The sequence below is a fragment of the Luteibacter aegosomatissinici genome (assembly GCF_023078495.1).
In the GTDB taxonomy this organism is placed as follows: Bacteria; Pseudomonadota; Gammaproteobacteria; order Xanthomonadales; family Rhodanobacteraceae; genus Luteibacter; species Luteibacter aegosomatissinici.
In genome coordinates, this window is record NZ_CP095742.1 from 1,606,367 (window position 1) to 1,630,473 (window position 24,107).

General features: G+C 63.1%; 21 protein-coding genes and 4 tRNA genes. 15 read left to right on the forward strand and 10 right to left on the reverse strand.

Going from position 1 to position 24,107, the window contains the following annotated elements; genetic code table 11:
* The first annotated feature begins 68 nt into the window (after positions 1–68).
* The 5 genes from uvrC to L2Y97_RS07150 all read left to right on the forward strand — a co-directional run bounded on the left by uvrC (position 69) and on the right by L2Y97_RS07150 (position 2,920).
* Positions 69–1,892, forward strand: coding sequence for an excinuclease ABC subunit UvrC (uvrC, locus tag L2Y97_RS07130; protein WP_247434825.1), 1,824 nt, complete (start codon positions 69–71; stop codon positions 1,890–1,892).
* 50 nt (positions 1,893–1,942) lie between these two features.
* Positions 1,943–2,521 (forward strand): CDP-diacylglycerol--glycerol-3-phosphate 3-phosphatidyltransferase, encoded by a 579-nt coding sequence (gene pgsA, locus L2Y97_RS07135; RefSeq protein ID WP_247434827.1) that lies wholly within the window; start codon positions 1,943–1,945, stop codon positions 2,519–2,521.
* A gap of 38 nt (positions 2,522–2,559) precedes the next feature.
* Positions 2,560–2,635 (forward strand) — tRNA-Gly (locus L2Y97_RS07140).
* A 76-nt stretch (positions 2,636–2,711) separates the two neighbouring features.
* Positions 2,712–2,785, forward strand: a tRNA-Cys gene (locus L2Y97_RS07145).
* 48 nt (positions 2,786–2,833) lie between these two features.
* Positions 2,834–2,920, forward strand: a tRNA-Leu gene (locus L2Y97_RS07150).
* Between the two features lie 980 nt (positions 2,921–3,900).
* Here the strand turns inward: L2Y97_RS07150 and L2Y97_RS07155 are convergent.
* From L2Y97_RS07155 to L2Y97_RS07180, 6 genes are all read right to left on the reverse strand, one after another.
* Positions 3,901–4,149, reverse strand: coding sequence for a DUF2834 domain-containing protein (locus L2Y97_RS07155; RefSeq protein ID WP_247434829.1), 249 nt, complete (start codon positions 4,147–4,149; stop codon positions 3,901–3,903).
* A gap of 299 nt (positions 4,150–4,448) precedes the next feature.
* Positions 4,449–5,477, reverse strand: coding sequence for a hypothetical protein (locus L2Y97_RS07160; RefSeq protein ID WP_247434832.1), 1,029 nt, complete (start codon positions 5,475–5,477; stop codon positions 4,449–4,451).
* 32 nt (positions 5,478–5,509) lie between these two features.
* Complete coding sequence (locus L2Y97_RS07165; RefSeq protein WP_247434834.1) at positions 5,510–5,845, reverse strand: hypothetical protein; 336 nt, start codon at positions 5,843–5,845, stop codon at positions 5,510–5,512.
* A 106-nt stretch (positions 5,846–5,951) separates the two neighbouring features.
* Positions 5,952–6,284, reverse strand: coding sequence for a hypothetical protein (locus tag L2Y97_RS07170; protein WP_247434837.1), 333 nt, complete (start codon positions 6,282–6,284; stop codon positions 5,952–5,954).
* A 246-nt stretch (positions 6,285–6,530) separates the two neighbouring features.
* Positions 6,531–7,628, reverse strand: a complete 1,098-nt coding sequence (locus L2Y97_RS07175; protein WP_247434840.1) for an alpha/beta hydrolase — start codon at positions 7,626–7,628, stop codon at positions 6,531–6,533.
* A 14-nt stretch (positions 7,629–7,642) separates the two neighbouring features.
* Entirely contained in the window at positions 7,643–7,975 is a 333-nt protein-coding gene (locus L2Y97_RS07180) for a hypothetical protein (RefSeq protein ID WP_247434843.1), read from the reverse strand.
* 235 nt (positions 7,976–8,210) lie between these two features.
* On the opposite strand from L2Y97_RS07180, the gene L2Y97_RS07185 reads away from it, so the two are divergent.
* The 5 genes from L2Y97_RS07185 (at position 8,211) to L2Y97_RS07205 (ending at position 16,111) form a co-directional block, all read left to right on the forward strand.
* Positions 8,211–9,866, forward strand: a complete 1,656-nt coding sequence (locus L2Y97_RS07185; RefSeq protein ID WP_247434846.1) for a methyl-accepting chemotaxis protein — start codon at positions 8,211–8,213, stop codon at positions 9,864–9,866.
* Between the two features lie 122 nt (positions 9,867–9,988).
* Positions 9,989–10,675, forward strand: a complete 687-nt coding sequence (locus L2Y97_RS07190) for a FadR/GntR family transcriptional regulator (RefSeq protein WP_247436733.1) — start codon at positions 9,989–9,991, stop codon at positions 10,673–10,675.
* A 125-nt stretch (positions 10,676–10,800) separates the two neighbouring features.
* A complete protein-coding gene (locus L2Y97_RS07195; protein WP_247434847.1) occupies positions 10,801–11,691 on the forward strand; it encodes an aldose 1-epimerase in 891 nt (296 codons plus the stop codon).
* A 5-nt stretch (positions 11,692–11,696) separates the two neighbouring features.
* A complete protein-coding gene (locus tag L2Y97_RS07200; RefSeq protein WP_247434848.1) occupies positions 11,697–13,925 on the forward strand; it encodes an alpha-galactosidase in 2,229 nt (742 codons plus the stop codon).
* Between the two features lie 26 nt (positions 13,926–13,951).
* A complete protein-coding gene (locus tag L2Y97_RS07205; protein WP_247434850.1) occupies positions 13,952–16,111 on the forward strand; it encodes an alpha-galactosidase D in 2,160 nt (719 codons plus the stop codon).
* A 42-nt stretch (positions 16,112–16,153) separates the two neighbouring features.
* Here the strand turns inward: L2Y97_RS07205 and L2Y97_RS07210 are convergent, their stop codons facing one another.
* Entirely contained in the window at positions 16,154–16,927 is a 774-nt protein-coding gene (locus tag L2Y97_RS07210; protein ID WP_247434852.1) for an SDR family NAD(P)-dependent oxidoreductase, read from the reverse strand.
* A 158-nt stretch (positions 16,928–17,085) separates the two neighbouring features.
* Here L2Y97_RS07210 and L2Y97_RS07215 point away from each other — a divergent pair, with 158 nt between their 5' ends.
* Positions 17,086–17,979, forward strand: a complete 894-nt coding sequence (locus L2Y97_RS07215) for an AraC family transcriptional regulator (RefSeq protein ID WP_247434854.1) — start codon at positions 17,086–17,088, stop codon at positions 17,977–17,979.
* 46 nt (positions 17,980–18,025) lie between these two features.
* Positions 18,026–19,195, forward strand: coding sequence for a threonine aldolase family protein (locus L2Y97_RS07220; RefSeq protein ID WP_247434856.1), 1,170 nt, complete (start codon positions 18,026–18,028; stop codon positions 19,193–19,195).
* Between the two features lie 11 nt (positions 19,196–19,206).
* Here L2Y97_RS07220 and crcB read toward each other — a convergent pair whose 3' ends face one another.
* On the reverse strand, positions 19,207–19,587 hold the full coding sequence (crcB, locus tag L2Y97_RS07225; protein ID WP_247434858.1) for a fluoride efflux transporter CrcB: 381 nt from the start codon (positions 19,585–19,587) through the stop codon (positions 19,207–19,209).
* 175 nt (positions 19,588–19,762) lie between these two features.
* Here crcB and L2Y97_RS07230 point away from each other — a divergent pair.
* A tRNA-Gly gene (locus tag L2Y97_RS07230) sits at positions 19,763–19,838 on the forward strand.
* 226 nt (positions 19,839–20,064) lie between these two features.
* Entirely contained in the window at positions 20,065–22,008 is a 1,944-nt protein-coding gene (locus L2Y97_RS07235; protein ID WP_247434859.1) for a tyrosine-type recombinase/integrase, read from the forward strand.
* Positions 22,009–22,061: 53 nt separating this feature from the next.
* On the opposite strand, the gene L2Y97_RS07240 is transcribed toward L2Y97_RS07235, so the two are convergent.
* Positions 22,062–22,703, reverse strand: coding sequence for a LysR family substrate-binding domain-containing protein (locus L2Y97_RS07240; protein ID WP_242558298.1), 642 nt, complete (start codon positions 22,701–22,703; stop codon positions 22,062–22,064).
* A gap of 116 nt (positions 22,704–22,819) precedes the next feature.
* Between L2Y97_RS07240 and L2Y97_RS07245 the strand changes: the two genes are divergently transcribed.
* Positions 22,820–23,113 (forward strand): helix-turn-helix domain-containing protein, encoded by a 294-nt coding sequence (locus L2Y97_RS07245; RefSeq protein WP_242558395.1) that lies wholly within the window; start codon positions 22,820–22,822, stop codon positions 23,111–23,113.
* A 23-nt stretch (positions 23,114–23,136) separates the two neighbouring features.
* Here the strand turns inward: L2Y97_RS07245 and L2Y97_RS07250 are convergent, their stop codons facing one another.
* Positions 23,137–24,027, reverse strand: coding sequence for a LysR family transcriptional regulator (locus L2Y97_RS07250; RefSeq protein ID WP_247434861.1), 891 nt, complete (start codon positions 24,025–24,027; stop codon positions 23,137–23,139).
* Positions 24,028–24,107: the final 80 nt, after the last annotated feature.

Below are 24,107 nucleotides of genomic sequence, written 5' to 3' on the forward strand. Positions count from 1 at the left end.
CCGGCATGGTCCCCCTCCATGCCGGCGTTTTTCATTCCCGGTTGCCCATCACCGGCTAAAATGCCCCGATGGAGCACACTGAGTCGCACCCGTTCGACGGCAAGGCCTTCGTCCGCCACCTCACCACCTCGCCCGGCGTCTATCGGTATTTCGATGCCGACGGCGAGCTGCTGTACGTCGGTAAAGCCGCCAACCTGAAGAAGCGGGTCAGCAACTACTTCCTCAAGCCCCCCATGGATCCGCGCATCGCCTCCATGGTGTCGCAGATCGATCGCGCGGAAGTCACGCTGACACGCACCGCCGGCGAAGCCCTGCTGCTCGAATCGCAGCTGATCAAGTCGCTGAAGCCGCGCTACAACATTGTCCTTCGCGACGACAAGAGCTACCCCTACATCTACCTCTCGGGCGGGGAGGACTACCCGCGCCTGGCGTTCCACCGTGGCGCCAAGACCGGGGCAGGGCGTTACTTCGGCCCGTATCCCAGCACCTTCGCGGTGCGCGAAAGCCTCGGCCTGATGCAGAAGCTGTTCAAGGTGCGCCAATGCGAGGACAGCTATTTCAAGAACCGCTCCCGCCCGTGCCTGCAGCACCAGATCGGCCGATGCAGTGCGCCGTGCGTGCAGCTGATCAGCGTCGACGACTACAGGAGCGATGTGCGCCATGCGGAGATGTTCCTCGAGGGCCGCAGCAGCGCGGTGATCGATGAACTGGCGAAATCGATGGAGCAGGCCAGTGCCGCGCTGAACTTCGAGCGCGCCGCGTCACTGCGCGACCAGGTCGCCGCGTTGCGCAAGCTGCAGGCACAGCACTTCGTGCAGGGCGCGAGCGCCGACATGGATGTGATCGCCTGTTGCCTCGATGGCGGCATGGCGTGTGTCAGCGTGCTGTTCTTCCGCAATGGCGTGAGCCTGGGTTCGCGCGACTTTTTCCCGCGCCTGCCCACCGATGCCTCCGTCGGCGACGTGCTGGCGCAGTTCATCGCGCAGTACTACCTGGAGCGCCAGGTGCCGCGCGAGCTGGTGCTGAGCGACCCGGTGGAGGACATGGAGATCCTGGCCGACGTGCTCTCGCAGCACGCGGGTTACGCCGTCCAGTTGAAGCCGAGCGTGCGCGGCGACCGGGCGCGCTTTCTGGAAATGGCCCAGCGCAATGCCAGCGCCGCGCTTACTTCGCGGCTCGCGAGCCGGCATACGCTGCTGGCGCGCTTCGATGACCTGCAGAAGGTGCTGGAACTCAGCGAGCCGCCGCGCCGGATCGAGTGCTTCGATATCAGCCATACGCGCGGCGAAGCCACCGTGGCGTCGTGCGTGGTGTTTGGCCCCGAGGGGCCGGAGAAGTCGCACTACCGCCGCTTCAACATCACCGGCATCACGCCGGGCGACGACTACGCCGCCATGCACCAGGCCCTGACCCGCCGCTTCAAGAAGGTGGTGGAGGGTGGGGCGAAGCCGGACATCCTCCTGATCGATGGTGGCCTGGGCCAGGTCGCGCAGGCCATGGATGTGCTGCGCGAGCTGGGCGTGGAAGGTATTCGCGTAGTGGGCGTGGCGAAGGGCCCCGGCCGGCGCGCGGGCGAGGAAACCCTCGTGCTGGCCGAGAGCGGCAAGATGCTGCACCCGGGCACCTCATCGCCGGCGTTGCACCTCGTCGCCGCCGTGCGTGACGAAGCGCACCGTTTTGCGATCAGCGGCCACCGCCGCAAGCGCGAGGCGGCCCGCGAACGCAGTACGCTGGAAGACGTGGCTGGCGTGGGCGCACGCCGCCGGGCGGCCTTGTTGAAGGCGTTTGGCGGTCTATCCGGCGTCGAGGCCGCGGGCGTTGAAGAATTGATGAGCGTAAAGGGTATTGATCGCGGCCTGGCAGAACGCATCTATGCCATGCTGCACCCCTGATCGAACGGAAGCGCCTGCCAGCGCGACGCCTCCCGCAACCGGCTGAATCCATGCGTATCAACCTGCCTACCTGGCTTACCCTTTTCCGTGTGCTGCTCCTGCCGGTGATGGTGGTCGTCTTTTACCTCCCGTTTCGCGGGGCCAACCTGGCTGCCGCGGTGGTGTTCGTGCTCGCCGCGTTCACCGACTGGCTCGACGGGTACCTGGCCCGCCGCCTGGACATGACCTCGGCCTTCGGTGCGTTCCTCGATCCGGTGGCCGACAAGCTCATGGTGGCCATCACCCTGTTCCTGCTGGTGCAGTCGGCACCCACGGGCTGGCCGGGCATCCTGCTGGCCATCACCGCCGCCGTGATCGTGGGCCGTGAGATCAGCGTCTCGGCCCTGCGCGAGTGGATGGCCGAGATCGGCGCGCGCTCCAAGGTGAAGGTGGCCTTCCTGGGCAAGCTGAAGACCATGATGCAGATGGTGGCCCTGGTGGTGCTTCTGCTTCAGCACGACGCCGAAACCCTGCGCCTGTACCACATTGGCGAGGCCCTGCTGGTCGTGGCGGGCATCCTCACGATCTGGTCGGGGCTGGATTATCTGCGCGCTGCATGGCCTGCGCTGCGCGGTGATAAAAACAGTTGACACATTCCTCCAGATCCCTAAAATAACCGGACTACGACGCGGGAATAGCTCAGTTGGTAGAGCACGACCTTGCCAAGGTCGGGGTCGCGAGTTCGAGTCTCGTTTCCCGCTCCAGATTCCACAAAGCCTCGGGTGACCGAGGTTTTGTTTTTTAAGCGCTATGCGGATACTCTCCGCCTGCGCAAGCGATGGCCGGGTGGCAGAGTGGTCATGCAGCGGACTGCAAATCCGCGTACGCCGGTTCGATTCCGACCTCGGCCTCCATCGCATTCCAAGGCGCACCGTGTAAGCGGTTGCGCCTTTTTTCTTTCCGCCCGGATGGCGAAATCGGTAGACGCAAGGGACTTAAAATCCCTCATCCGAAAGGGTATGTGGGTTCGAGTCCCACTCCGGGCACCAGATGTGTCAGCGCGAATCGCCAGGCACGACGTCGCTGGCGATGCAATCGCGTGCCGACTGCAGGAAAAATGGCGGCGAGTGCATGTGGTCACTTTACGACCACGAGCGCTTACCGTTTTGGACGCCGCGCGATTGGCCGATCATTCTTGGACAAACGCCTCTGAGTTATTCGCCAGAACGAGCGCTTCCGAAAATCTATCACCCCTACGTACCCGTGCTGCGAAAAGCGCGACGCGTAAACGGCACCAGGAAGCAACCACTCCACCGCATCCCGTACAGAGATCCGTGTCCACGTGCCGTGGCAACCGTGTCGTCCCAGCTTTTTCTGATAACCGAGCCACGTCTTTCGGAGTTCGAGTAAACCGTCTTCTCCTGGGAGAGGCGTCCCCACCGAGTCGTACACTTTCATGTGTTTGACAATGTTCGTCAGCTGAGTCGCTTCATCGCCCGGTACAAACGACACGGTGCAGGTGATCCAAAGCCCCGTATCTCGGACCGAGACATAGTCGACGGACGGAATGACTGGTGGACATGGCGGCATGCGGCGTTGCTCTATGGGACGTTCAATTGATGGCTTCTGGGTAATGCCTATGATTCGGAGGGAAGCGGTTCAAGCAATGCGATGAAGTCGCTCATCGAGGTAGCGACGAATTGGGTCACTACCTCTTCTGTGCCAATCAGGGGAACATTTACGACTGCTCCAGAATTCAGGAGAACGGCGAACATATTTCCAAGCCCATCCGATGCAAAGCCAAAGTAACCTGGGCTTGTCTCCGGATACCCATTGAGCCTGTTGGTCGATTCAAGTTCATCGAGATCCCAAAACAAGACCTCTCGATCAATGCTTCGGCACCACGAGTCGATCACTTGGCCTCGCTGAAAGAAGGTCATCAGGCACGCTAGGGTGGGGCATTCAGTCAATCGCATTTGATCCCATTGTCTCAGATCGTGGGCTCAGGCTGGACACGCCCGGCTGCTGTCTAGCCTCGCAGCGCAAGGTACACGGCCAGCGTGATCGCGAGACCTACAAAGGTCGCGAGTGGCAAGAAGACGCGAATCGCCTTGGCGCGCCCCTCATGCCTGACGGTATCCAAAAAGAGGAATACGAAGAAGACGATGAGGATGGCCGCATCGATGCCCGAATACCACGCGACACACCAAGGCGTGCGGCAAGGGCCCAGACGGGTGAGGGCGCAAGCGCCCATTGCTAGCGGTCCTGACAGATCCATGTGCCCCCTTTGCACTTTCATGATAAGCGGTAACCGGCGCTAGGAGCGAGCGGTCTCTCATCCGAAAGGGTATGTGGGTTTGAATTTTGGGACACCGGATCCGCGCGCGCCAGGCGCGGAAGTCGTACACCGAGATCCGCCTATTACGACAAAGGTAGCTGACTGAGGCAGCGAGCCGCTTCCTTGCGGCTCTCGGCTAGGCAATTACTCCGATGCCCATAGCAACCCCGGTGTATCAAACGATGCGCTGTTAGCCTGGCTGAGCCGTGCTCGCCGGTGCATCCCGCTAAGGGGCATGATCACTGCAGCAGCAAATTGATCGCGGCAGTGACACCAGCTGAGCCGCGGCAGAAGGCTGCGTCGCCGGGAGAGCTATTGCATTGCAAGGCACGAATCTTCAGGCCCTCCGCCGTATAGGCTGCTCGCGTGGCAGGCAAGTCGCGGACACCCTTACAGCTTGTAGTTCCGTCGAGCCCCGAGAACCAGACGAAAGGCGCCAGCCATGTCACATCAGGATCGTTCTCGATGGCATTGAAGAACCTGGCTGTTGGATCAAGGTCGACCTGATCGCAACCCTGTGTGGCACCGGGGACCACGATGTACTTTTTGCCGGGAGCGTACTGCTTCAGTGCTGCGAAGGTGCGCGACCACTTGCCATCGTCATCACCATACTCGTCGAAACCGACCCAATCGAGCATCTTCATGCCTGCGAAGAACTTATCGAAGCCTTTGCCGGACAGGATCGAGGCAATCGGGAGTGCCGAAGTGCGCGGGTCCTGCCGGACAGCGTTCATCCCATTTACAAAGGCCGGATTCGCCTGGCCATTTACATCGTTCAGGCATGTAGGGCCGTTCGGTTCATCCACGATATAGACGGCGACTACGGTGCTATGGACCGGGTCGCCAGGTATCAGGTATCCCTGATCGACCATGGCCTGTGACAGTGAGGCCCAGGATGCCGCAGCACTTGGGTCATTGTTCCAGCAGGTGATTTCGCCGTTACTTGCTCTCGTGGCCTGGAATACGAATGGATACGCCGGAACGATGGCATGCACGTGGGCCGCCTTGGCCGCTGCGAGTTTCTCAAGAACTTGCGATTGCGTTACTGCCTTTCCTGATGGAGAGGTATCGCCAGGCCACGCCATGATCGCGTAGAGGTTGCTGTGGTCCTTCATCTCGTTGAAGCCGATATCGGAAGGCGGCGACGTCAGGGTGTTTACCGTATCACCGGCAAAGTATCCGAAGTATTTCTGTGTCGTGGTCTGGGCCGCGGCAGTCATGCTCAGTGTCAAACCTGCGAGCAACGCGACAAGTCGATTGATCTTCACAATGGTTAGTCCTTTAGATCAATGCTGGTCCCTTAGGACGGAATCACGCCGAAATCGCTGATCACGCAGCCGCCGTTGACCACGTCGTACGTGATGTGCATCTTCCCGCCCGCGGCCTTTGCGGCGAGGACCATGGCGACCAGGCGATTCTGGCGCACCTGCGAATCGCTTGAGTTGAATACGAGCTGCCCATTGCCGCAGCTGGAGGGGGTGTACCAAAGCACGACACCCTGCGGTGCGGGGTAATCCTGGACCAGCCACCCTGCGACGGGAGCATCGAAACCGGTAGACGCATTAGCCGCGCCAGCTGCGAGAACGCCGATCGACAGGCATGCGGCAACGGCCGCGCCGCGAAGTTTCTTCATCATGATGTTTTCCTTGGGTATGCCACGTACGCACTGAACGGCTCAGGCGTGCCTGTGGCTTGGGGACGTCCGCTGTAACACGTGCGCCAAGAGACGCTGGGCAACCAACTCAGGACGGAATGACGCCGAAATCGCTGATGATGCAGCTCCCACCCGAGACCTCGTAGGTAATGTGCATCTTTGCGCCCATTGCCTTGGCGGCAAGCACCATGGCGACCAACCGGTTCTGGCGATCTTGCGAGTCGCTGGAAGTAAACGTGACGCCGCCATTTACGCAGGTGGACGGCGTATACCAAAGCGCGACGCTGGTTGGGTAATCCTGGATGAGCCAGCCATTGACGGGCGCATCGAAACCCGATGATGCGTTGGCGGCCCCAGCCGCGAATGCAGTGGCGGCCAGACAAGCGCACGTGACGGCGCGGCGGATGGTTCCAATCTTCATGGTCTTCCCCTTTAGGATTGCCATACGTATGGCGGGGTGGATCATGAGGCTCGGGAATTCGGCGCGTCTGTAGGTGTGGGCCTAGTGGCGTGTAGGGTTTCTCCTACGTCGCATGACAGCGAAGTGTATTTGTGACCGGCATCCCGTTTGCCGGGTTGATGCATGGTGGGTTCCGCCTTAATCAACGATCAAAGGCGGGGCGCCAGGAGAACAAAGCCACAGCTCGGGCTGTGCCTCCCAGCCGAATCAGATCATCCCGATCGTGCGCATCCAGGTTTCCGCAAGATCAGTCCACTGAGTAATGGGGTTTGCCGTCTTGCGTACGCCGAAGGCGTGGCCGCCCTTCGCATAAAGATGCATTTCCACCGGTACGTTGGCCTGCTTCAGGGCGACGAAATACGTAAGCGATTCGCGAACGTCGTCCGTGGCATCGTCTTCGGCCTGGACGATGAAGGTGGGCGGCCCCTTCGGATCGATACGAACCTCGTTGGTCAGCTTTATCCCGGGCCCTACCCAAAGATGACCGGGATAACCCGCGATGGCGAAGTCCGGACGAAAGTTGAGCTTGTCGGCGTCATCGACCGGCTTGTAAGCCAACCGGGTGTGATTGCTGATGTCGGCCACCATGCGGCCGCCGGCGGAGAAGCCAACCACGCCGACCTTGTGTGGATCGATACCCAGGGATGACGCGCGCTGTCGCAGCAACACCATCGCGCGCTGTGCATCCTGCAGGGCCATGGGCTCCTTGGGCTCCCGTCGGCAATTGCACTCATCGGCCCAATAGGGGCCTGAACCAGGCACGCGGTACTTAAGGACGGCGCAGGTAATGCCCTTGGCGGTGAGCCAGTCGCATATCTCCGTGCCTTCCAGATCGATCGCCAGTACGCGGTAGCCCCCGCCAGGGAAGACGAGCATGGCAGCGCCGGTGTTCTTTCCCTTTGCCGGATAAACGCTCACCGTGGGGCGCGATACCAGCTCGATCATCGTGATCGGCTGGTCAGCAATTTTTCCTTTGGAGAGACCGAACCGTTCCGGCCCGACTGTCGCGGGCGCGGCGATGTGGAGATCGGCGGGCCATAGGGGAATTTGTTCTATCCCCGCTGGCGGCTGCCACGGCTTGTTTTGCTGGTTCAATAGCGGTTCTACGCCAGAAGTGCCGGCCCTTGCGGTCGCTGAAAGCAACAGCGCCGCCAGCAAACCCATCCATTGTCCCTTGCTCATCGCAGCTTCTCCCCTCACGCAGGTGAGAGCGTAATGTGATCGGTACAGCTGGCTTTTTCGTGGCGTAGGAATGGCCATTTGTTTGCCGAAGGAGTATTTCGGCGGTCGCGCTATCAACGACAATACAAGCGGCCTTGTCAGGCGGGCACGTCGCCGGAAACCTCCTGGTCCGGCGACAGCGACTCCGACATAAAAGTCTGCGAGTAAACCGGCCGCACCAACCGCTTCGGCAACACCGGCAGCGAATTGTTCGGCAGATCCATCCACCCCCGTTTCAACCCGAAGGCGTGCTCCGCGCCCCGGGCGAACATGGACGGCACGTTGCCGCCCAGCATCATCCGGGTGAGCTTGCGTGGGGTGACGATGCTTCCAAAGGCTTCTGACTGCGCCTGGGGCGTGGAAATGCCGGCGAGTTCGAGGGCGGAGAGGATGAGCGAGAGGTTCTGACGGCGATGGTGCTGGCGAAACATACTGCTACTACGTAAACAATTACGAATCCTTATACCGGAGCCGTTTGGGAGCTCCAAAGTGGGAACACTATGAAAGTTCGGCATATTGTGAAACGCGCTCGAAAGTTGTCTCGATTCGGTAACCGAGTGTTGCGTTATCAATAAAATCATGACGTTGCATGAAACATTGAGACTAAAGCCACGACAATAACTGCCGTTAACACCTAAGAATTTTTCCTAGGGCAGTTTCGGCAGCATGAGCATCAGGTGGCGCATCATCTTCACCATGGCGGCAGCACTCCTCGCCGCTATCGTTATCGGTATCACGGGCCTCGTGGCCCTGGATAACACTCAGTCCAGCCTCGAAGGCATCTACCGGACCTCGCTGATCCCCATCGTGCACGTGAGCGAGGTGCGTGCCTCGCTGATGAATGAGCGCAACGCCGTAAACCGCGCCATCGCACGCGGCACGCCCGATGCGATTGTTGACGCGCGGCAGACCGTTGCGGCCGCCCAGGCGAAGCTCGCCAAGGACTGGTCGGGCTATTACCCGGATCTGCTCAGCAGCGATTCCGAGCGTGCATCCGCCAAGGCCTTTATCGCAGCGCGCGAGATCTCGGATGATCGTGTCAAAACGTTGCTCGATAAGCTCGAGAAAGGCGACAAGGACGCGGTGCCTTTCCTGATCAAGGACGTCGGCCCGGCCATGGATTCCGCCACCGGACAGATCTCCCAGCTCATCACGATCAACGAGCAGCAGGCCGATGGCGATTACGCCACTGCGGCGGCGCGCGAACGCCGCACGGTGGTGATCACGCTTACGGTGTTGGTCGTGGCGGCAGGCTTCGTTGCGTTGCTCGGCTTCCTGCTGGCGCGCGCCGTGGTGCGCCCGCTGCTTCGCGCCCGCGATCTCGCAGCACGCATCAGCCAGGGTGAACTCAACCATCACCTCGAAGTGCAGGGCAGCGATGAACTCAGCGAAACGCTGCGTGCACTGGGCACGATGGACGAACAGCTGACGCGCATCGTGAGCCAGGTACGCAGCAACGCACAGCAGGTGACCTACGCCGCGCGCGATATCTCGGCGGGCACTGACGACCTGTCCAGCCGCACGCAGGAGCAGGCCTCGTCGCTGGAGGAAACCGCTGCCTCCATGGAAGAAATGACCGCGACCGTGCGCGAAAACTCCGAAGGCGCCGAGATGGCGCGTGATCTCACGACGTCGCTGCACGGCGATGCCGAAGCAGGCCAGGCGGTCGCGGAAGAGGCGGTGGCGGCCATGGGCGAGATCACCCGCAGCAGCCGTAGCGTGGCCGAGATCGCGGTGCTGATCGACGAGATTGCGTTCCAGACCAACCTGCTCGCACTGAACGCGGCCGTGGAAGCCGCACGCGCTGGCGAACAGGGCAGGGGGTTTGCCGTGGTCGCGGGCGAAGTGCGCTCGCTGGCGCAGCGCAGCGCCTCGGCGGCTCGCGACATCAAGAAGCTCATCGCCGACGCCTCCGAGCGTGTGGAGACCGGCGCGGCACTGGTTGGCCGCACGGGCGATGCGCTGACGCAGATCGGCAACGGGGCCACCCGTGTCTCCGGCATCGTCGGCAATATCGCCGCCGCATCGCTGCAGCAATCGGCCGGCATAGAACAGGTGAATGGTGCGGTTACCGCGCTCGACGAGGTGACCCAGCAGAATGCAGCACTGGTCGAGGAGGCGAGTGCCGCCGCGAAGCAGATGCTGGAACTGGCCGAGGAGCTGATGCGCCAGGTGGCGTTCTTCAGCATCGACGGTGAAGAAGCCGCCGCGGTGTCGGCGCCCGCGCGCACCTCCGCTACCCCGGCGCCGGCCGCCTCGCACGTGCCTGTTCGGACACCGCGCCCCGCCGTGGCAGAAGCCGAGCTCTGGACCGAGTTTTAACCCCGGTCGGGCGCCTGCGAACACGCAGGCGCCGCCCGTTGCAGGTGCAACCACCTTGCCACGTCACGGGTTGACGAATACCGTGTGGGCGTCCAGACAAGGAGCGCCCCCACTTGAAGCCCGTGGCAGCACGCAACCTGCATAGCCAGGTAGTTCAACAGCTGGGCCAGCTCATCGTGAGCGGCCAGCTGGCGCCGGGCGAGGGCTTGCCGCGCGAAGATTTGCTTGCGGAAAAGCTCAACGTAAGCCGCACGGCGCTGCGCGAGGCCATGAAAGTGCTGGTGGCCAAGGGCCTTATCGAATCGCGCCAGCGCACCGGTGCGCGAGTGCGCGAGGAAATCCACTGGAAGCAGTTGGATCAGGATGTGCTGGCCTGGCGCTGCGCCTCCATGCCTACCGCGGATTTCGTCGACAAGCTCGTGGAAATGCGTGAGCTGATCGAGCCTGGCGCGGCCGCGGCAGCGGCAAAGCGTCGCACGACCGCGCAACTAGCGGCGTTAAAGGCAGCCTACGAGGCCATGGCCGCTGCCGAAGACCTCGATGCCTGGGCCGAAGCGGACCTCGCTTTCCACGAAACCATGCTGCTGGCGACGAACAACGAACTCATGGTGTCGTTGTTCACCGTGATCGAGACCGCGTTGGGGCAGTATTTCCTGCTTTCCGCGCGCAAGGCGGTCGATTTCAAGGCGGCCCTGCCTCAGCATGCCAAGGTACTTGAGGCCATCCGCCGCAAGCAGCCCGAAGTGGCACGCACGGCCATGTTCGACATGGTCGACGCCTCCCGCCGCAACATTCGCCGCCGTCGCTAAGCGTTGCCCGACCCCTGTAACCCGCATGGCAGCGCCGATGCGGCGCTGATGCTGCGCCGCAGCTTGCGGTCGGATAATCATAAAATACTACTATTGCTCCCCTGTGCCCTGGGGGATACCTGGAGATGCTGGAGCTCGCCAATGCGCGCCTTGGCGTGACGTTGCTGCCCGAGGTGGGCGGTGGCGTCGCGCGGTTCGATTGGCTGGCTGGCGCCGAGCCCGTGCCGCTGATGCGGCCGTGCGACCAGGTGCCCGTGGCGGGCCCGGGCCGCTATGAGCCCAACCTGCTCGCGTGTTACCCGCTGGTGCCATGGAGCAACCGCATCACGGAGGGTGGCTTCGAGCACGCCGGGGTGAAGGTGCGCTTGCCGCTCAACCGCGCCGATGATCCGTATCCGATCCACGGTACGGGCTGGCAGCGCCGGTGGCATGTGGAGCAGCACGATGATGACGCCGCCGTGCTGGCACTCCATGACGCCGTGGAGGGCGCGTACGATTACCGCGCGCGGATGGCCTATCGCCTTGAGGGCGATGCGCTGCGTGTCGAACTCTCCGTCACGAATACCGGCCGCTCTGCGTTGCCGTTCGGGCTTGGCCTGCACCCATTCTTTCCCCGCCACGGTAGCGTGCAGCTGTACGCCCCGGCGCGGTCCGTGTGGCGTAACGACGAGCGAAACCTCATCCCTCTCGCTCGCAGCACGGTCCCGCCGGCGTGGGATTTTTCTTCCGACACGAGCCTCCCCGAGGGTGGGCTCAATAACGCGTTCCAGGGTTGGCCGGGCGCGGCGCGCATCACCTGGCCACGTGAGCGCCTGAGCCTGCACATCACGGCGGATGTGGACACCTACATCCTCTACGCCCCCGAGGGCGAGGGCTTCTTCTGCTTCGAGCCGGTCGATCATCCTGTCAACGCCGTGCACCAGGCTGGCGGTGCCGCCGCTCACGGCATGACGGTACTGGCACCGGGGCAGGTACTGGCACGATCCTTTGCATTCCGTGTTTCCCAAGAGGGGTAAGACCGTTGAAGTCGTTTGCCACCATCACCCGGTTGTCCCTGGCGCTCGCCGCCGCCCTCGCCACGCCGCTGGCCGCCGCTCCGGCGCCGCGCGATGCCACGCCACGTTACGACGCATCAGCGCACGTGTTCCGCCTGGATGCGGGCAAGGTCACCTACGCCATGGGCGTCGATCCCGATGGCAAGCTGCAGACGCTGTACTGGGGCGCGCGCCTCGCGACGGATGATCCGCTTGGCCCGGCCGTGCCTGCGGTGGAACGTTCGTCGTTCGATCCGAAAGGGGCGCTCTCGCGGCAGGAATACGCGGGGTGGGGTGGCAACCTCACGGCGATACCCGCCTTGAAGGTGCGCTTCGATGACGGTAACCGTGACCTCATCCTGCGCTACGACAGCTACCGGATCGATCACGGTGCCCTCGCGATCCTGCTTCGCGATGCGCAGGCGGGCGTGGACGTGACCCTGCGTTACACCGCTGATGAGGCCACCGGCGTGATCGGCCGTTCGGCGCGCATCGAAAACAAGAGCAAGCAGGCGCTGACGATCGATAGCGCGGCCGCCGCCACGTGGAGCCTGCCGGCGGGCAGCGATTACTCGTTGCGTTACCTGACCGGCACGTGGGCGGGCGAGTGGCACCTGCAAACGCGCGCCATCACACCGGGCTCCACGGTGCTGGAAAGCCGCCGCGGTTCCACCGGTGATGAAAACAACCCGTGGTTCGCGATCAATCGCGGTGGGGCGTGGAACGAACAGCAAGGCGATGTCTGGTTCGGCGCGCTGGGCTGGAGCGGGTCGTGGAGCATTCGGGTGGATGAAGACATCCTTGGCCAGGTGCGCGTGACCGGTGGCTACAACCCGTTCGATTTCGGGTACCGGCTGAAGCCCGGCGAGGCGCTGGAGACGCCAGTGTTTTACGGCGGTTACACCAGTGATGGCATGGGCGAGGCATCGCGCTTGCTGCATCGCTTCGAGAAGAGCCGCATCCTGCCGAAAGGTGACGAAGCAAAGCTTCGCCCCGTGCTCTACAACTCGTGGGAAGCGACCGAGTTCAAGGTGAACGAGCAAGGCCAGGAGCAGTTGGCCGAGCGTGCGGCGGCCCTCGGAGTCGAGCGATTCGTGATCGACGATGGCTGGTTTGGTGCACGCAATACCGATCACGCCGGCCTGGGCGACTGGGTGGTGAACCGCACCAAGTTCCCCAACGGCCTGAAGCCGCTGATCGACAAGGTGCACGGCCTGAAGATGAGCTTTGGTCTGTGGGTTGAGCCGGAGATGGTGAACCCGGACAGCGATCTCTACCGTGCGCACCCCGATTGGGTGCTTAACTTCACCGACCGCCAGCGCAGCGAGGGGCGTAACCAGCTCGTGCTGAACCTGGCGCGCGAAGACGTGAAGGCGCATGTGTTCGAGGTGCTCGACAAGCTGCTCGCGGAGAACGACATCCAGTTCCTGAAATGGGACTACAACCGCAACTGGTCCGAGCCGGGCTGGCCGCAGATGTCGCCGGAGGAGCAGCAGAAGGTGTATGTGGCGTATACCCGCAATCTCTACGACATCCTGCGCCGGCTGCGCGAGAAGCATCCCAGCGTGGAGATTGAATCGTGCTCGGGCGGCGGTGCCCGCGTCGATCTCGGCATCATGGCGCTCACCGACGAAGTGTGGCCGTCCGACAATACCGATCCCTCCGATCGCCTTTCGATCCAGGACGGTTTCAGCCAGGCGTATACGCCCGCCACGATGATGGCGTGGGTGACGGGCTCGCCCAACTGGGTGAACAAGCGCGCCACGACACTGGATTTCCGTTTCCTGTCCTCGATGCAGGGTGGGCTTGGCATCGGTGCGAACCTGCTTGAATGGAACGATGCCGACAACGCTACGGCTCGCCACTACATCGCCGAGTACAAAACCATCCGCGCGACGGTGCAGAAGGGGGATCTTTACCGCCTGCTTTCCCCGCAGGGCCGCGCGCCCTGGTCGGCCACGTTCTCCGTGGCCGCGGACCGCCGCCAGGCCGTGCTCTTCGCGTTCCAGCGCCAGGGTGAAGAGGCTCGTGCCTTCCCGACGCTGTACTTGCAAGGGCTCGACGCGGCGGCGCGTTACCACGTTCGCTTTATCCATGGCACGGCGGCGCCCGGCACACCCGAGGTCGCGAGCGGTGCGTACTGGATGCAACACGGCATCAACCTGCAGATCAAGGGTGATTTCGACGCCGCAGGAGTCGTGTTCGACAAGCGCTAGGGCTTTTCCCCGCAAGGAGTCGCGCCGTGCCTGTTCGTCATGTTCCGACCTTGTCCCGCCTCGCCCTGGCCTGTGGCCTCGCCGCCCTGGCCAGCACCGCCAACGCCCAGGTCAATGGGGTGGCGCAACGCCCCTACCTGGGCTGGAGCAGTTTCAGCCAGCAGACCCTCGATCCTGCGTTCCTCACGCAGGCCAACATGCTCAAGCAATCCGATGCGCTGGCCGCATCGGGATTGCAGGCGCATGGCTATACCTACATCAACCTGGATTCGGGCTGGATGGGTGCGTTCGATGCGAACGGCCGGCCCATCCCCGACCCGAATACGTTCCCCGACATCAAGGCGTTGATCGATCACATCCACGCCAATGGCCAGAAAGCCGGCATCTACTGGATCCCCGGTGTCGAGGAGCCCGCCGTGCAGGCGAACTCGCCCATCCTGGGCAGTGACCGGCACATCCAGGACATCCTCGCGCTGCCGCATCGCGCCGGTAACGCGTTCGGTGGTCCCGGCGAGTCGCCTTATCACTACAAGATCGACTTCTCGAAGGCTGGCGCTCAGGAATACATGGATTCCGTCGTCGCGCTGTTCGCGTCGTGGGGCGTCGATTTCATCAAGCTCGATGGCGTGACGCCTGGCTCCTACAGCGATGACCTCAGCATCGATAACCGCGAAGACGTTGTCGCGTGGTCGAAGGCGATTGCCCGCAGTGGCCGGCCCATGTGGTTCACGGTGTCCTGGCAGCTCGACAAGGACTACAACGACATCTGGTCGGGCTATGCGAATGCGCGGCGCATCGACGATGACGTGGAGTGCGAGGGCCGTTGCGCCACGCTGACCAACTGGCCGCGCATCGAAAAGCGCTTTCGCGACCTGCCGTCGTGGCAGGATGCCGCAGGCCCCACGAAAGGCTGGAACGACCTCGATACGCTCGATATCGCCGATGGCGAGCTCGATGGCCTGAGCCTCGACGAAAAGCGCTCGGCCATGACGATCTGGGCCATGGCCAACGCGCCGCTGTATCTCGGCGGGGACCTGACCAAGGTCGACCCCGAAGGCCTGAAACTCGCCACCAATGACGAAGTGCTGGCCGTGGATCAGTCCGGCCATCCCGCACGCCAGGTGCTGGGCGGTGACCACCAGGTGTGGGTCAGCGATCTCGGTAACGGCCGCTCGTACGTGGCGCTGTTCAACATGACCGGTGCGCCGGCGACGGTGACCTTGCCATGGCGCGTGCTGGGCATGCCCGGCGCATTGCGCGTGCGCGACCTGTGGTCGCACCGCGAACTGGGCCCATCGGCAGGCAAGTACGAGGTGGTGCTGCCCGCGCACGCGACGCAGTTGCTGCGGGTCGACCGCCTGCCGGGCCTGGTGCTCGCGCCACCCTCGAAAGCGTACGAAGCCGAGGCCGCAGCGCTTTCCGGTAGCGCGCAGGCCTATGCATGCCCTGGCTGCTCCGGTGGAAACAAGGTCGGCGGCCTTGGCCTGGGTACGAACAACACCGTGACGTTCACCGATGTCACCGTGCCGCGTGATGGCGTTTACCTCATGCAGGTGGATTCGCTGACCCAGGGCCTTCGCTCGTACCTCTACCGGGTGAACGATGGTCCGTACCACACGTTCAACTCCGGCGGCGGAAGCTTCCAGTTGCCGTCATCGAGCACGCTGCCAGTGTGCCTGAAGGCGGGTTCCAATCGCATCCGCTTCGGTAACGACGTGAGTTATCCGCCAGACCTGGACCGCATCGTGATACGCGATGGCATGGGCGTTCCCGCGCCGTCCGCCGATGTATACGAAGCGGAGGCGGCCACGCTGGGCGGCACGGTTACCGCCGGCTTCAGCAACTATTTCTCGGGCCTGGCCAAGGCGGGGAATATCGGTGGTGGTGCGGCCAACAGCGTGACGTTCCCGAATGTCAGCGTGCCGCGTGCCGGCGTGTACCAGCTCGAAATCGACTACGCGACCAAGGGGCCGCGCTCGCTGATGCTGTCGATCAATGGGCAGGCCGCGACGCAGCTGGACCTGGATGGCAGCAGCTTCGACGATCCCGTGGCGCGGGTACTGGAGGTGCCGCTCCGCGCAGGCACGAACACCATCCAGTTGGGCAACGCATCGGGCTATGCGCCCGATCTGGATCGCCTTGTGGTGAGTCCGCGGGTGGGTGCGCCTGCACCGGGCTGTCCATGACGCATGGCGGGCCCGCACCGCGGTGCGGGCCCGCTGTTCACGTCAAAGCAGCATGCCGCCCGATACCTCGATGCGCTGCCCGTTGACCCAGCGGTTATCGTCAGAGAGCAGGGAGGCGATCATCGGGCCGATATCGTCGGGTACGCCGGCGCGGCCAAGCGCGGTGAACTCGGCGACCCGGCGATTCACCTCCGGGTTATCGCGCACCATGCCGCCGCTGAAGTCGGTGGCCACGGCGCCAGGTGCGACGCAGTTGGCCGTGATGCCGCGCACCGCGAACTCCTTGGCGAAGTAACGCGTAAGCACCTCGATGGCCCCCTTCATCGCGGCGTACGGCGCGCTGCCTGGCATGGCAAAGCGGGTGAGGCCGCTGGATACGTTGATGATGCGTCCGCCATCGTTGAGCAGCGGAAGCAGCTTCTGGGTGAGGAAGAACACGCCCTTGAAGTGCACGTTGTAAAGCGCATCCACCTGGGCTTCGGTGGTGTCCGCGATCGGGGTGTGGTGTGACGTGCCGGCATTGTTCACGAGGTAATCGAAACGTTCCGCACCGAGGCGGGCGAGGGCAGGGCGCAACGCATCGACGAAGCGGTCGAACGTGCCTGTGTCACCGGTATCCAGGCGCAGCGCGACCGCACGGGCACCTTCGGCGGCGACGGCGTCGACCGTGGCCTGGGCTTCGGCCTCGTTGGTGTGATAAGTGATCACGCTATCGACACCGCGGCGGGCGAGGTGAATGACGGCATTGCGGCCCAGGCCGCGGCTGCCGCCGGTCACGAGGGCAATGCGGCGAACGGGGGATGCGTGGGTGGACATGGCGTACTCCGGGTGAGAAAGGGGTACGGAAAAGGTAGGGCCGGCGCGTGCGGCACCGAATGCCGGAACCCGGCCCCTTCTTGCCTGATCCTGCTCGTGTCCCGATTGAAAAGGCGTAGGCTGGTTACCATCAAGCCGTCCCCGCGGAGCCCCTGCCCATGTCCCAGGCCCTTCTAGAGCTTGTACGCCGCTATACCGATACCCACCCGGGCGGTAACCCGTGGATGACGGCGATCGAGAACGTGGGCATCCTGCGCTCCGACCTGCCGCGGCGCCCCTCACCCCTGTTGTTCCAGCCGTCCTTGTGTGTCGTGGCCCAGGGCACCAAGTGGAGCACGTTCGGTAACCGCCGGTACGAGTACGGGGCGGGCCAGGCGTTGGTCGTGAGCGTGGAGATGCCGGCGTTCAGCCGGGTGGCCGCGGCCAGTCCGGATGAACCGTTCCTCGGCGTGGTGATCGGGCTCGATCCGAAGCTGATCACCGCCGTGATGGAGACGCTGCCTGCGCCGGTGAAAGTGTCGTCGCACGTACCGCGCGGCGTGTTCGTTACCGATTACGACGGGCCGCTGGCTGACTGTGTGATTCGTTTACTGCGGTTGCTCGATACGCCACAGGCGATTCCCCATGTGGCACCACTGGTGTTGCGCGAGATCGCCTATTGGTTGTTGAGCGGCCCGCACGCGGCCGATGTGGCCAAGGTGGCGCTGGCGGATAACCGCACGCATCGCGTGCTCACTGCCGTGCACACGTTGCGAGCGAAGTTCACCGAGGCCATGAGCATCGATGAGCTGGCCGCTATCGCCCAGCTCAGCCCGTCGGCCTTTCACCGCCAATTCAAGGCGCTCACCTCGATGACGCCGTTGCAGTTCCAGAAGCAGCTGCGCCTGCTGGAGGCGCGGCACCTGCTCGCCTCGGGCGAGGCCAACGCGGAAACGGCAGCCTGGCGCGTGGGCTACGAGAGCGCGTCGCAGTTCAGCCGCGAATACGCCCGCATGTTCGGTGCGCCGCCCCGTCGCGATGCGGCCGCCCTGCGCGAGCCATTGCCGGGCTGACGCATTCCGTGTGACGCTCCGCGCACCACCACGCAGGGAGCTGTCCATGGTCAGTCGTCGTGAGTTTCTCCAGGCCGTGCCGTTGGGCGCGCTTTCCCTGGCTGCGGCAGGTGCTCCCCTGGCCCTGGCTGCCGCCCCGGCGCCTGCGGCACCGCCACCCGATAAGCCCATTGCGGTGGAGAGGGTGGTGGCCCTGGTAGGTGATGACGTGCCCACCCGCTCGATCTACTTTCCGCAGCGCTTCAAGGATGCCATGGGTGCCGATACGGATATCGGCGATATCTACCTGCACGAGGGCTCCGTAGAGAAGCTGGAAAAGCGCTTCGCCGAGTTGCTGGGCAAGGAAGACGCGGCGTTCATGCCTACCGGCACCATGGCCAACCAGATCGCGGTGCGTATTCTTTGTGGCGATCGCCGGCACCTTCTCCTGCAGAAGGAGAGCCATGTCTATCGCGACGAAGAAGATGCGACACCGGTGCTCAGCGGCATCAATCCCGTGCCCATCGAGGGAGGTACGGGCGAGGCGCTGGTCGCTTCCATCGAGGCCGCTTACAACCAGCGCTCGGAAGACCCGTATCCGCTCGAGATCGGTGCCATTTCTCTCGAAAGTCCCGTGCGCCGCCTCGATGGTTCAACCATCGCCCTCGATACCATCCTGCGCATCGCCGCGGTCGCGAAGAAAAATGGCACGGGCATGCATCTGGATGGCGCACGCCTGCTGTTGATGTCGGGCATGGAAGGCTTCGACCCAAAGACCTATGCGGCGCCCTTCGATACCGTGTATGTCTCGCTCTACAAGTACCTGGGCGCGCCGTTCGGCGCGATCCTCGCCGGCGACAAGGCGCACATCGATCGCGCTCGCCATGTACGGCATATCTTCGGCGGCACGATCTTCCGCGGGTTCCCGGCAGCGGTGCTGGCCTTGCACGGGCTGGATCACTTCGCTGAGCGCTTTACCCGCGTTCGCGCGGCGGGCGAGGCGTTGCTGGCCAGGCTTGCCGGCATGCCCGGCATTCGCATCGAGCGGGTGGAGCGGGGCAGCAATATCGCTATTGCGATACTGGATCCCAGCGTGGCGGACGGCTTGCAGGAACGCGCGCGGCACGTCGATATCGTGGTTGGCAAACCCGATAACGGCCGCCTGCATCTCACCTTCAACGAAACGATCCTGCGCAAGCCCGTCGACGCTATCGCCAAGGTCTTCACCCCCGCGTAGGCGTGCCGCCATCAGCGGACGATGAGCCTGCCTATCGCGAACCCGATAGCGACGCAGCCCAGCGCACCGAGCACATGGGCCGCGGTGTGGACCAGCACGGCGCCGTATTGCCCTCGCTGCAGCAGCAGGAAGCTTTCGGCCGAGAACGTCGAAAAGGTCGTAAGGCCGCCGAGGAAGCCGGTGGTGACGCCAAGACGAACCGGGATGGGGATCTGCGGGTAAGCCATGAAGGTGGCGATGGCCAGGCCCATGATCAGGCCTCCCAGCAGGTTGGCGGCCAGGGTGCCGAAGGGGAGCGTGGGGAGGATGGCATTGAAGGCCTCCGCCAGGCCGTAGCGAAGGAAGGTGCCAAGGGTAGCGCCGATGCACAGGGCGAGGAGGACGAGGGGCATGGGGCCTCAATCGATGAATGGGGAACGATGTGCCTGCGCCGCAACCACGCGGTCGGGGCCCATGCCGACAGGGTACGCCATGCGGCACCCTGGCACTTAGCAAAGGGTTTTAACCCGAGTTGCGATAGAGGGGTTGCACATCCTTCGCCAATCCCTATAATGGCCGGCTCACGACGCGGGAATAGCTCAGTTGGTAGAGCACGACCTTGCCAAGGTCGGGGTCGCGAGTTCGAGTCTCGTTTCCCGCTCCAAGTTATGATCTACAGACTTCTACTGACGTCTGTATGTCGTTGAAAAGAGGGGCTTCGGCCCCTTTTTTCATTCCAGCGAGCGCCACGGAAATCCACCCACAGCCAGCGTTTTTGAGTCGCCAAATGAGGCACAAGAATGCGGGTGGGTTGGCTACCGGATAGTTGCTGGGGCTGAGCGGGGACCATGACGAGCATAGGGCCTAAGTCATAACTTAGGAGCCTCGAAATGGCACTCTCTGATCTGACCGTCCGGCAGGCAAGGACCACCGGAAAGCGCTACACCATCTCCGACAACGACTGCCTGGGCCTGATGGTTTCCGCCGCAGGCGGCAAGTCGTGGCAATTCCGTTACTACTGGCTGGGCAAGCAAAAGCGCCTGTGCCTGGGTGGCTATCCCGCCCTCAGCCTGCGCGAGGCACGCGCCGAGCGAGACAAGGCCCAGGCCCTACTCGCCAGGGGGATCGACCCCCAGGTCGAGCGCGACCGGAGGCGGCACGCCGCCAAGCTGGCAGGCGAACACACCTTCAAGACCGTCTTCGATGCCTGGGTCGAGCATCGCCGCAAGGAACTCAAGGAAGGCCGTCAGAGCACGCTTTCGCAGATCCTGCGCATCTTCAACAAGGATGTGCTGCCTACCCTTGGAAAGATGTCCATCTACGACATTCGCCGCCCCCAGCTCCTGGGCGTCCTGGCAGCGATCGAGAAACGCAAGGCGTTCACCACCGCCGAGAAGGTCCGCACCTGGTTCAACCAGTTGTTCCGCTATGCCCTGGTCATCGCCGAGGGGCTGGAAGTCAACCCGGCCGCCGACCTGGACGTGGTTGCCGAGCCTAAGCCCCCCGTGGCCCATAACCCCTACCTGCATCTGCCCGAGATGCCCGAGTTCCTCCAGAAGCTCCGGCTCTACAACCCTCGTGGCTGGCAGACCCAGCTTGGCGTCCGGCTGCTGTTCCTGACGGGGGTGCGCACGGGCGAGCTGCGGTTGGCGGAACCGGATCAGTTCGACCTCGACCGGGGCTTGTGGATCATCCCGCCACAGGTCGTCAAGCAACTTCAGGACGAGATGCGCAAGGCCGGCAAGCGGCCGCAGGACGTGCCGCCCTACATCGTGCCTCTGTCCCTGCAGGCCATCGAGATCGTTCGTTACCTCCTGGGTGTGATGCGGCCGGCGCAGAAGTACCTGCTGTCGCACCGTAGCGAACTCAAGAAGCGCATCAGCGAGAACACCCTCAACAAGGCCGTGCAGCTCATGGGCTATGAGGGGCGCCTGACCGGCCACGGCATCCGCGGCACTATCTCGACGGCGCTCAACGAGATCGGCTATCCGAAGATTTGGGTGGACGCGCAGCTTTCGCACTCCGACCCCAACAAGGTGAGTTCGGCCTACAACCACGCCAAGTACGTGGAACCGCGCCGCCGGATGATGCAGGACTGGGCCGATCGGCTCGACCTGCTCGAACAGGGCGAAGTGGAAGCCGCGAGCGCGCACCTGACCATCCGTATCGACGGGGTGCCGGCGATGGCAGAAGTGGAGGAAGCGGTGGATGCGACCCTCACGATGGCCGAGCCCACTCCCCCCGGCGTCCCGCCCGTCGTGGCCACGCCTATTGTCGTAACCCCGAGCAGCGGCGGGATCACGTTCCAGCGGCTGTCTCAGGTGCCGCCTCCTCCGACGAATGCCCCGGAGCCGGAAGTGTCCGCGATCCAGCGCGAGCGCGAGGAAATGCTGACCATCTACGAGTCGCCAAGCAGCTTGCCGGTCCCGCTGTTCGGCAAGCTGGCCGGGAAGTCCAAGGACCAGATCAACCGCGAACTGAAAGCGGGCAAGTTGCTGTCCATCAGTTTGGGCAATCGGGGGCAGCGTGTTCCCGATTGGCAACTGGTGCCGCTCAAGCACAAGCTGGCCCAGGTGCTCATGAACCAGTGCCCGCATGCGGATTCGTGGGAGCTTTACCGCATGCTGACCCGACCGCACCCGGACCTGGGTGATCGCGCGGCCATTGATGTGGTGACGCCGACGAATTTGGGCATGGTCGTCCACGTCATCGCAGGCAGCCAACAGCACGCAGATGTTCCCGATGCGGTCTCGCCCTCGCGGCCTATCCCTGAGAATGTGCGGCAGAGCGTCCGCCGTTTGGTGGATAGTGCTGTGGTGCTTGAACAGGCCTAGCCCCGATGCGCCACCCTATGGCCGGGGAAAGATGCCCTCGGCCATAGGGCTCCCTAAGCTATTCCAACCCTGGCAACCTGTAGTGCTCTGCTCTCGAACCGATCAGAAACAGGATTGGCTTGTCCGCTGGGCCGCTGCAGATGCGTCACGACCTCGTAGGGGCCGTCGGACAGCGGCCGTGTGCTGATCTCCCATCCACGCGCGTGCTCAATGCGCGATTGCGCGGATATCCCGACCCCATAGCCGGCAGCGACCCATAGCGCCATCATCTCGAACGAGGTCACGTGCTGGATGCTCGGCTGGCTCACCGACGGGAGGGAGGACAGCCGCTGATCCAGCAGTGCGCAGGTTTCTGCCGGCCAGCGAAACACGGGATAGTCCAGAAGCTCGGCGATCATGAGCTTCGCCTGGCCGAGCAAGGGGGACCGCAACGGTATGGCAACGGCCATGCTCTCGCTCCATAGCGGTTGGCTTTTCAAGGATGGAGCATTCACGTTTCTAAGCGACATTCCTGCGTCGTAGCGGCCTTCATGAAGGCCTGTCACCAAGTCGTCACCCGAGGTCTCAAAGAACGCGATGGTGATGTCCGGCTCTTCCGCGCGCTGCAGGGCAAGAAGCGTGGAGAGACATGGGGACGGAACCCCAGGCGCTATAGCAAGCCTGAAGTGGGAAAACCGGCTGGTGGCATCGTGCATGAGGGCCCCCAAGAAGCGATCTGGTCAGAAAGACGAGTCAACAAGTCTAAGAGTGAAGTTTAACGTCGTCATCTTTAACGTGGTTAATTTTGGAGGATTGATTGACGCTTCTGCTGATGCAGAAACCGACAATTAAGCCAGGCCGTCCTTCTGGCACATCGACATATGAATCCGAGGCGGCGTCAGCCTTCGGACAAGCCGTGCGCGCTGCGCGTGTCGCTCAAGGAATCGCGCAAGACGAGTTCGCATCTCGGGCAGGCATTTCGCGCTCGCACATGGGCAAGATCGAGCGTGGTGAGCACGTGCCCACGCTTCCGCTCATACTGAAAATTTCTACGGCGCTCAGGATAAGCGCGGCTGAACTGATGACGGCGACCGAACGCAATCTGCGTGCCGAAACCGATCAGTGAGGGGGTACGCCGGCGGTGTTCCGTCAGCCGCCCGAAGAGTCGCGTAGGCGAACGATAAACCGCTCCAGCGAAGCCGACAAAGTGCTGTTGTCGGGCCGAAGCAGGTAAGTGGTGATCATGGCGGAATCCATCGCCAGGGGACGGATCACCACATCCGGCCGTTGGGAGACCGGAATCTTGGTCGAGGTCATGAAGCCGACGCCGTAGCCTGCACCGACTAAGGTGAGCATCATATCCAGCGAGGACACTTCCTCCACGACGTTCAGCTTGTGCTCCACTGCCTGTAGGAGACGCCCGAGCTCGCGGCAATAACCCTCGCATGCGTGCGGGTCGCACAAGACAAGCGGATGACCTCCGAGTTCGTGGAGTGGCACCTCCTTGTGGGCTAGGAGTGAGTGTCGGGCTGGTACGGCGATCACCAATGGATCTTGCCAGATGGGTTCAGCAACAATGCCCTCTCCGACATCGGCAGTGTGAGCGAACCCGAGCGTAAAGTCGCCCGAGCGGAGGCCGCGCAACTGCTCAGACAAAGGCAGTTCGCAGAGGCGTATCTCGATTTCTGGTTCCTCTGCGCGGCACCGGGCGAGAAACGCCGAGAGTCGAGGATCGATCGCTCCGTCAGATACTGCGATGCGAATGCTCCCTCGCAAGCCCGCCCCTACAGCCTTGGCATTCTCGCGTGCCTGCTCCAAGATGGTGAATAGTCTGCGAACGTCCTGCAAGAATGCGGCACCCGCTGCTGTCAGTTCCGTTCCTCGGCGGTTTCGATCGAAAAGGAGCACCCCTAGCTCATCCTCAAGGTCTTTGATGGCGCGAGATAGAGGGGGTTGCTCGATATGCAGGCGTTCAGCGGCCCGCGTGAAATGCAGTTCCTCAGCGAGGACTACGAAGCAGCGAAGATGTCGTAGCTCCAAAGGCTGCCCTCCTGGCTCAATCCGTCAAACACCGTTTCGTCTCTCATCGAGAAGCGTAACTGCAGCCCACCAAGGCCGCG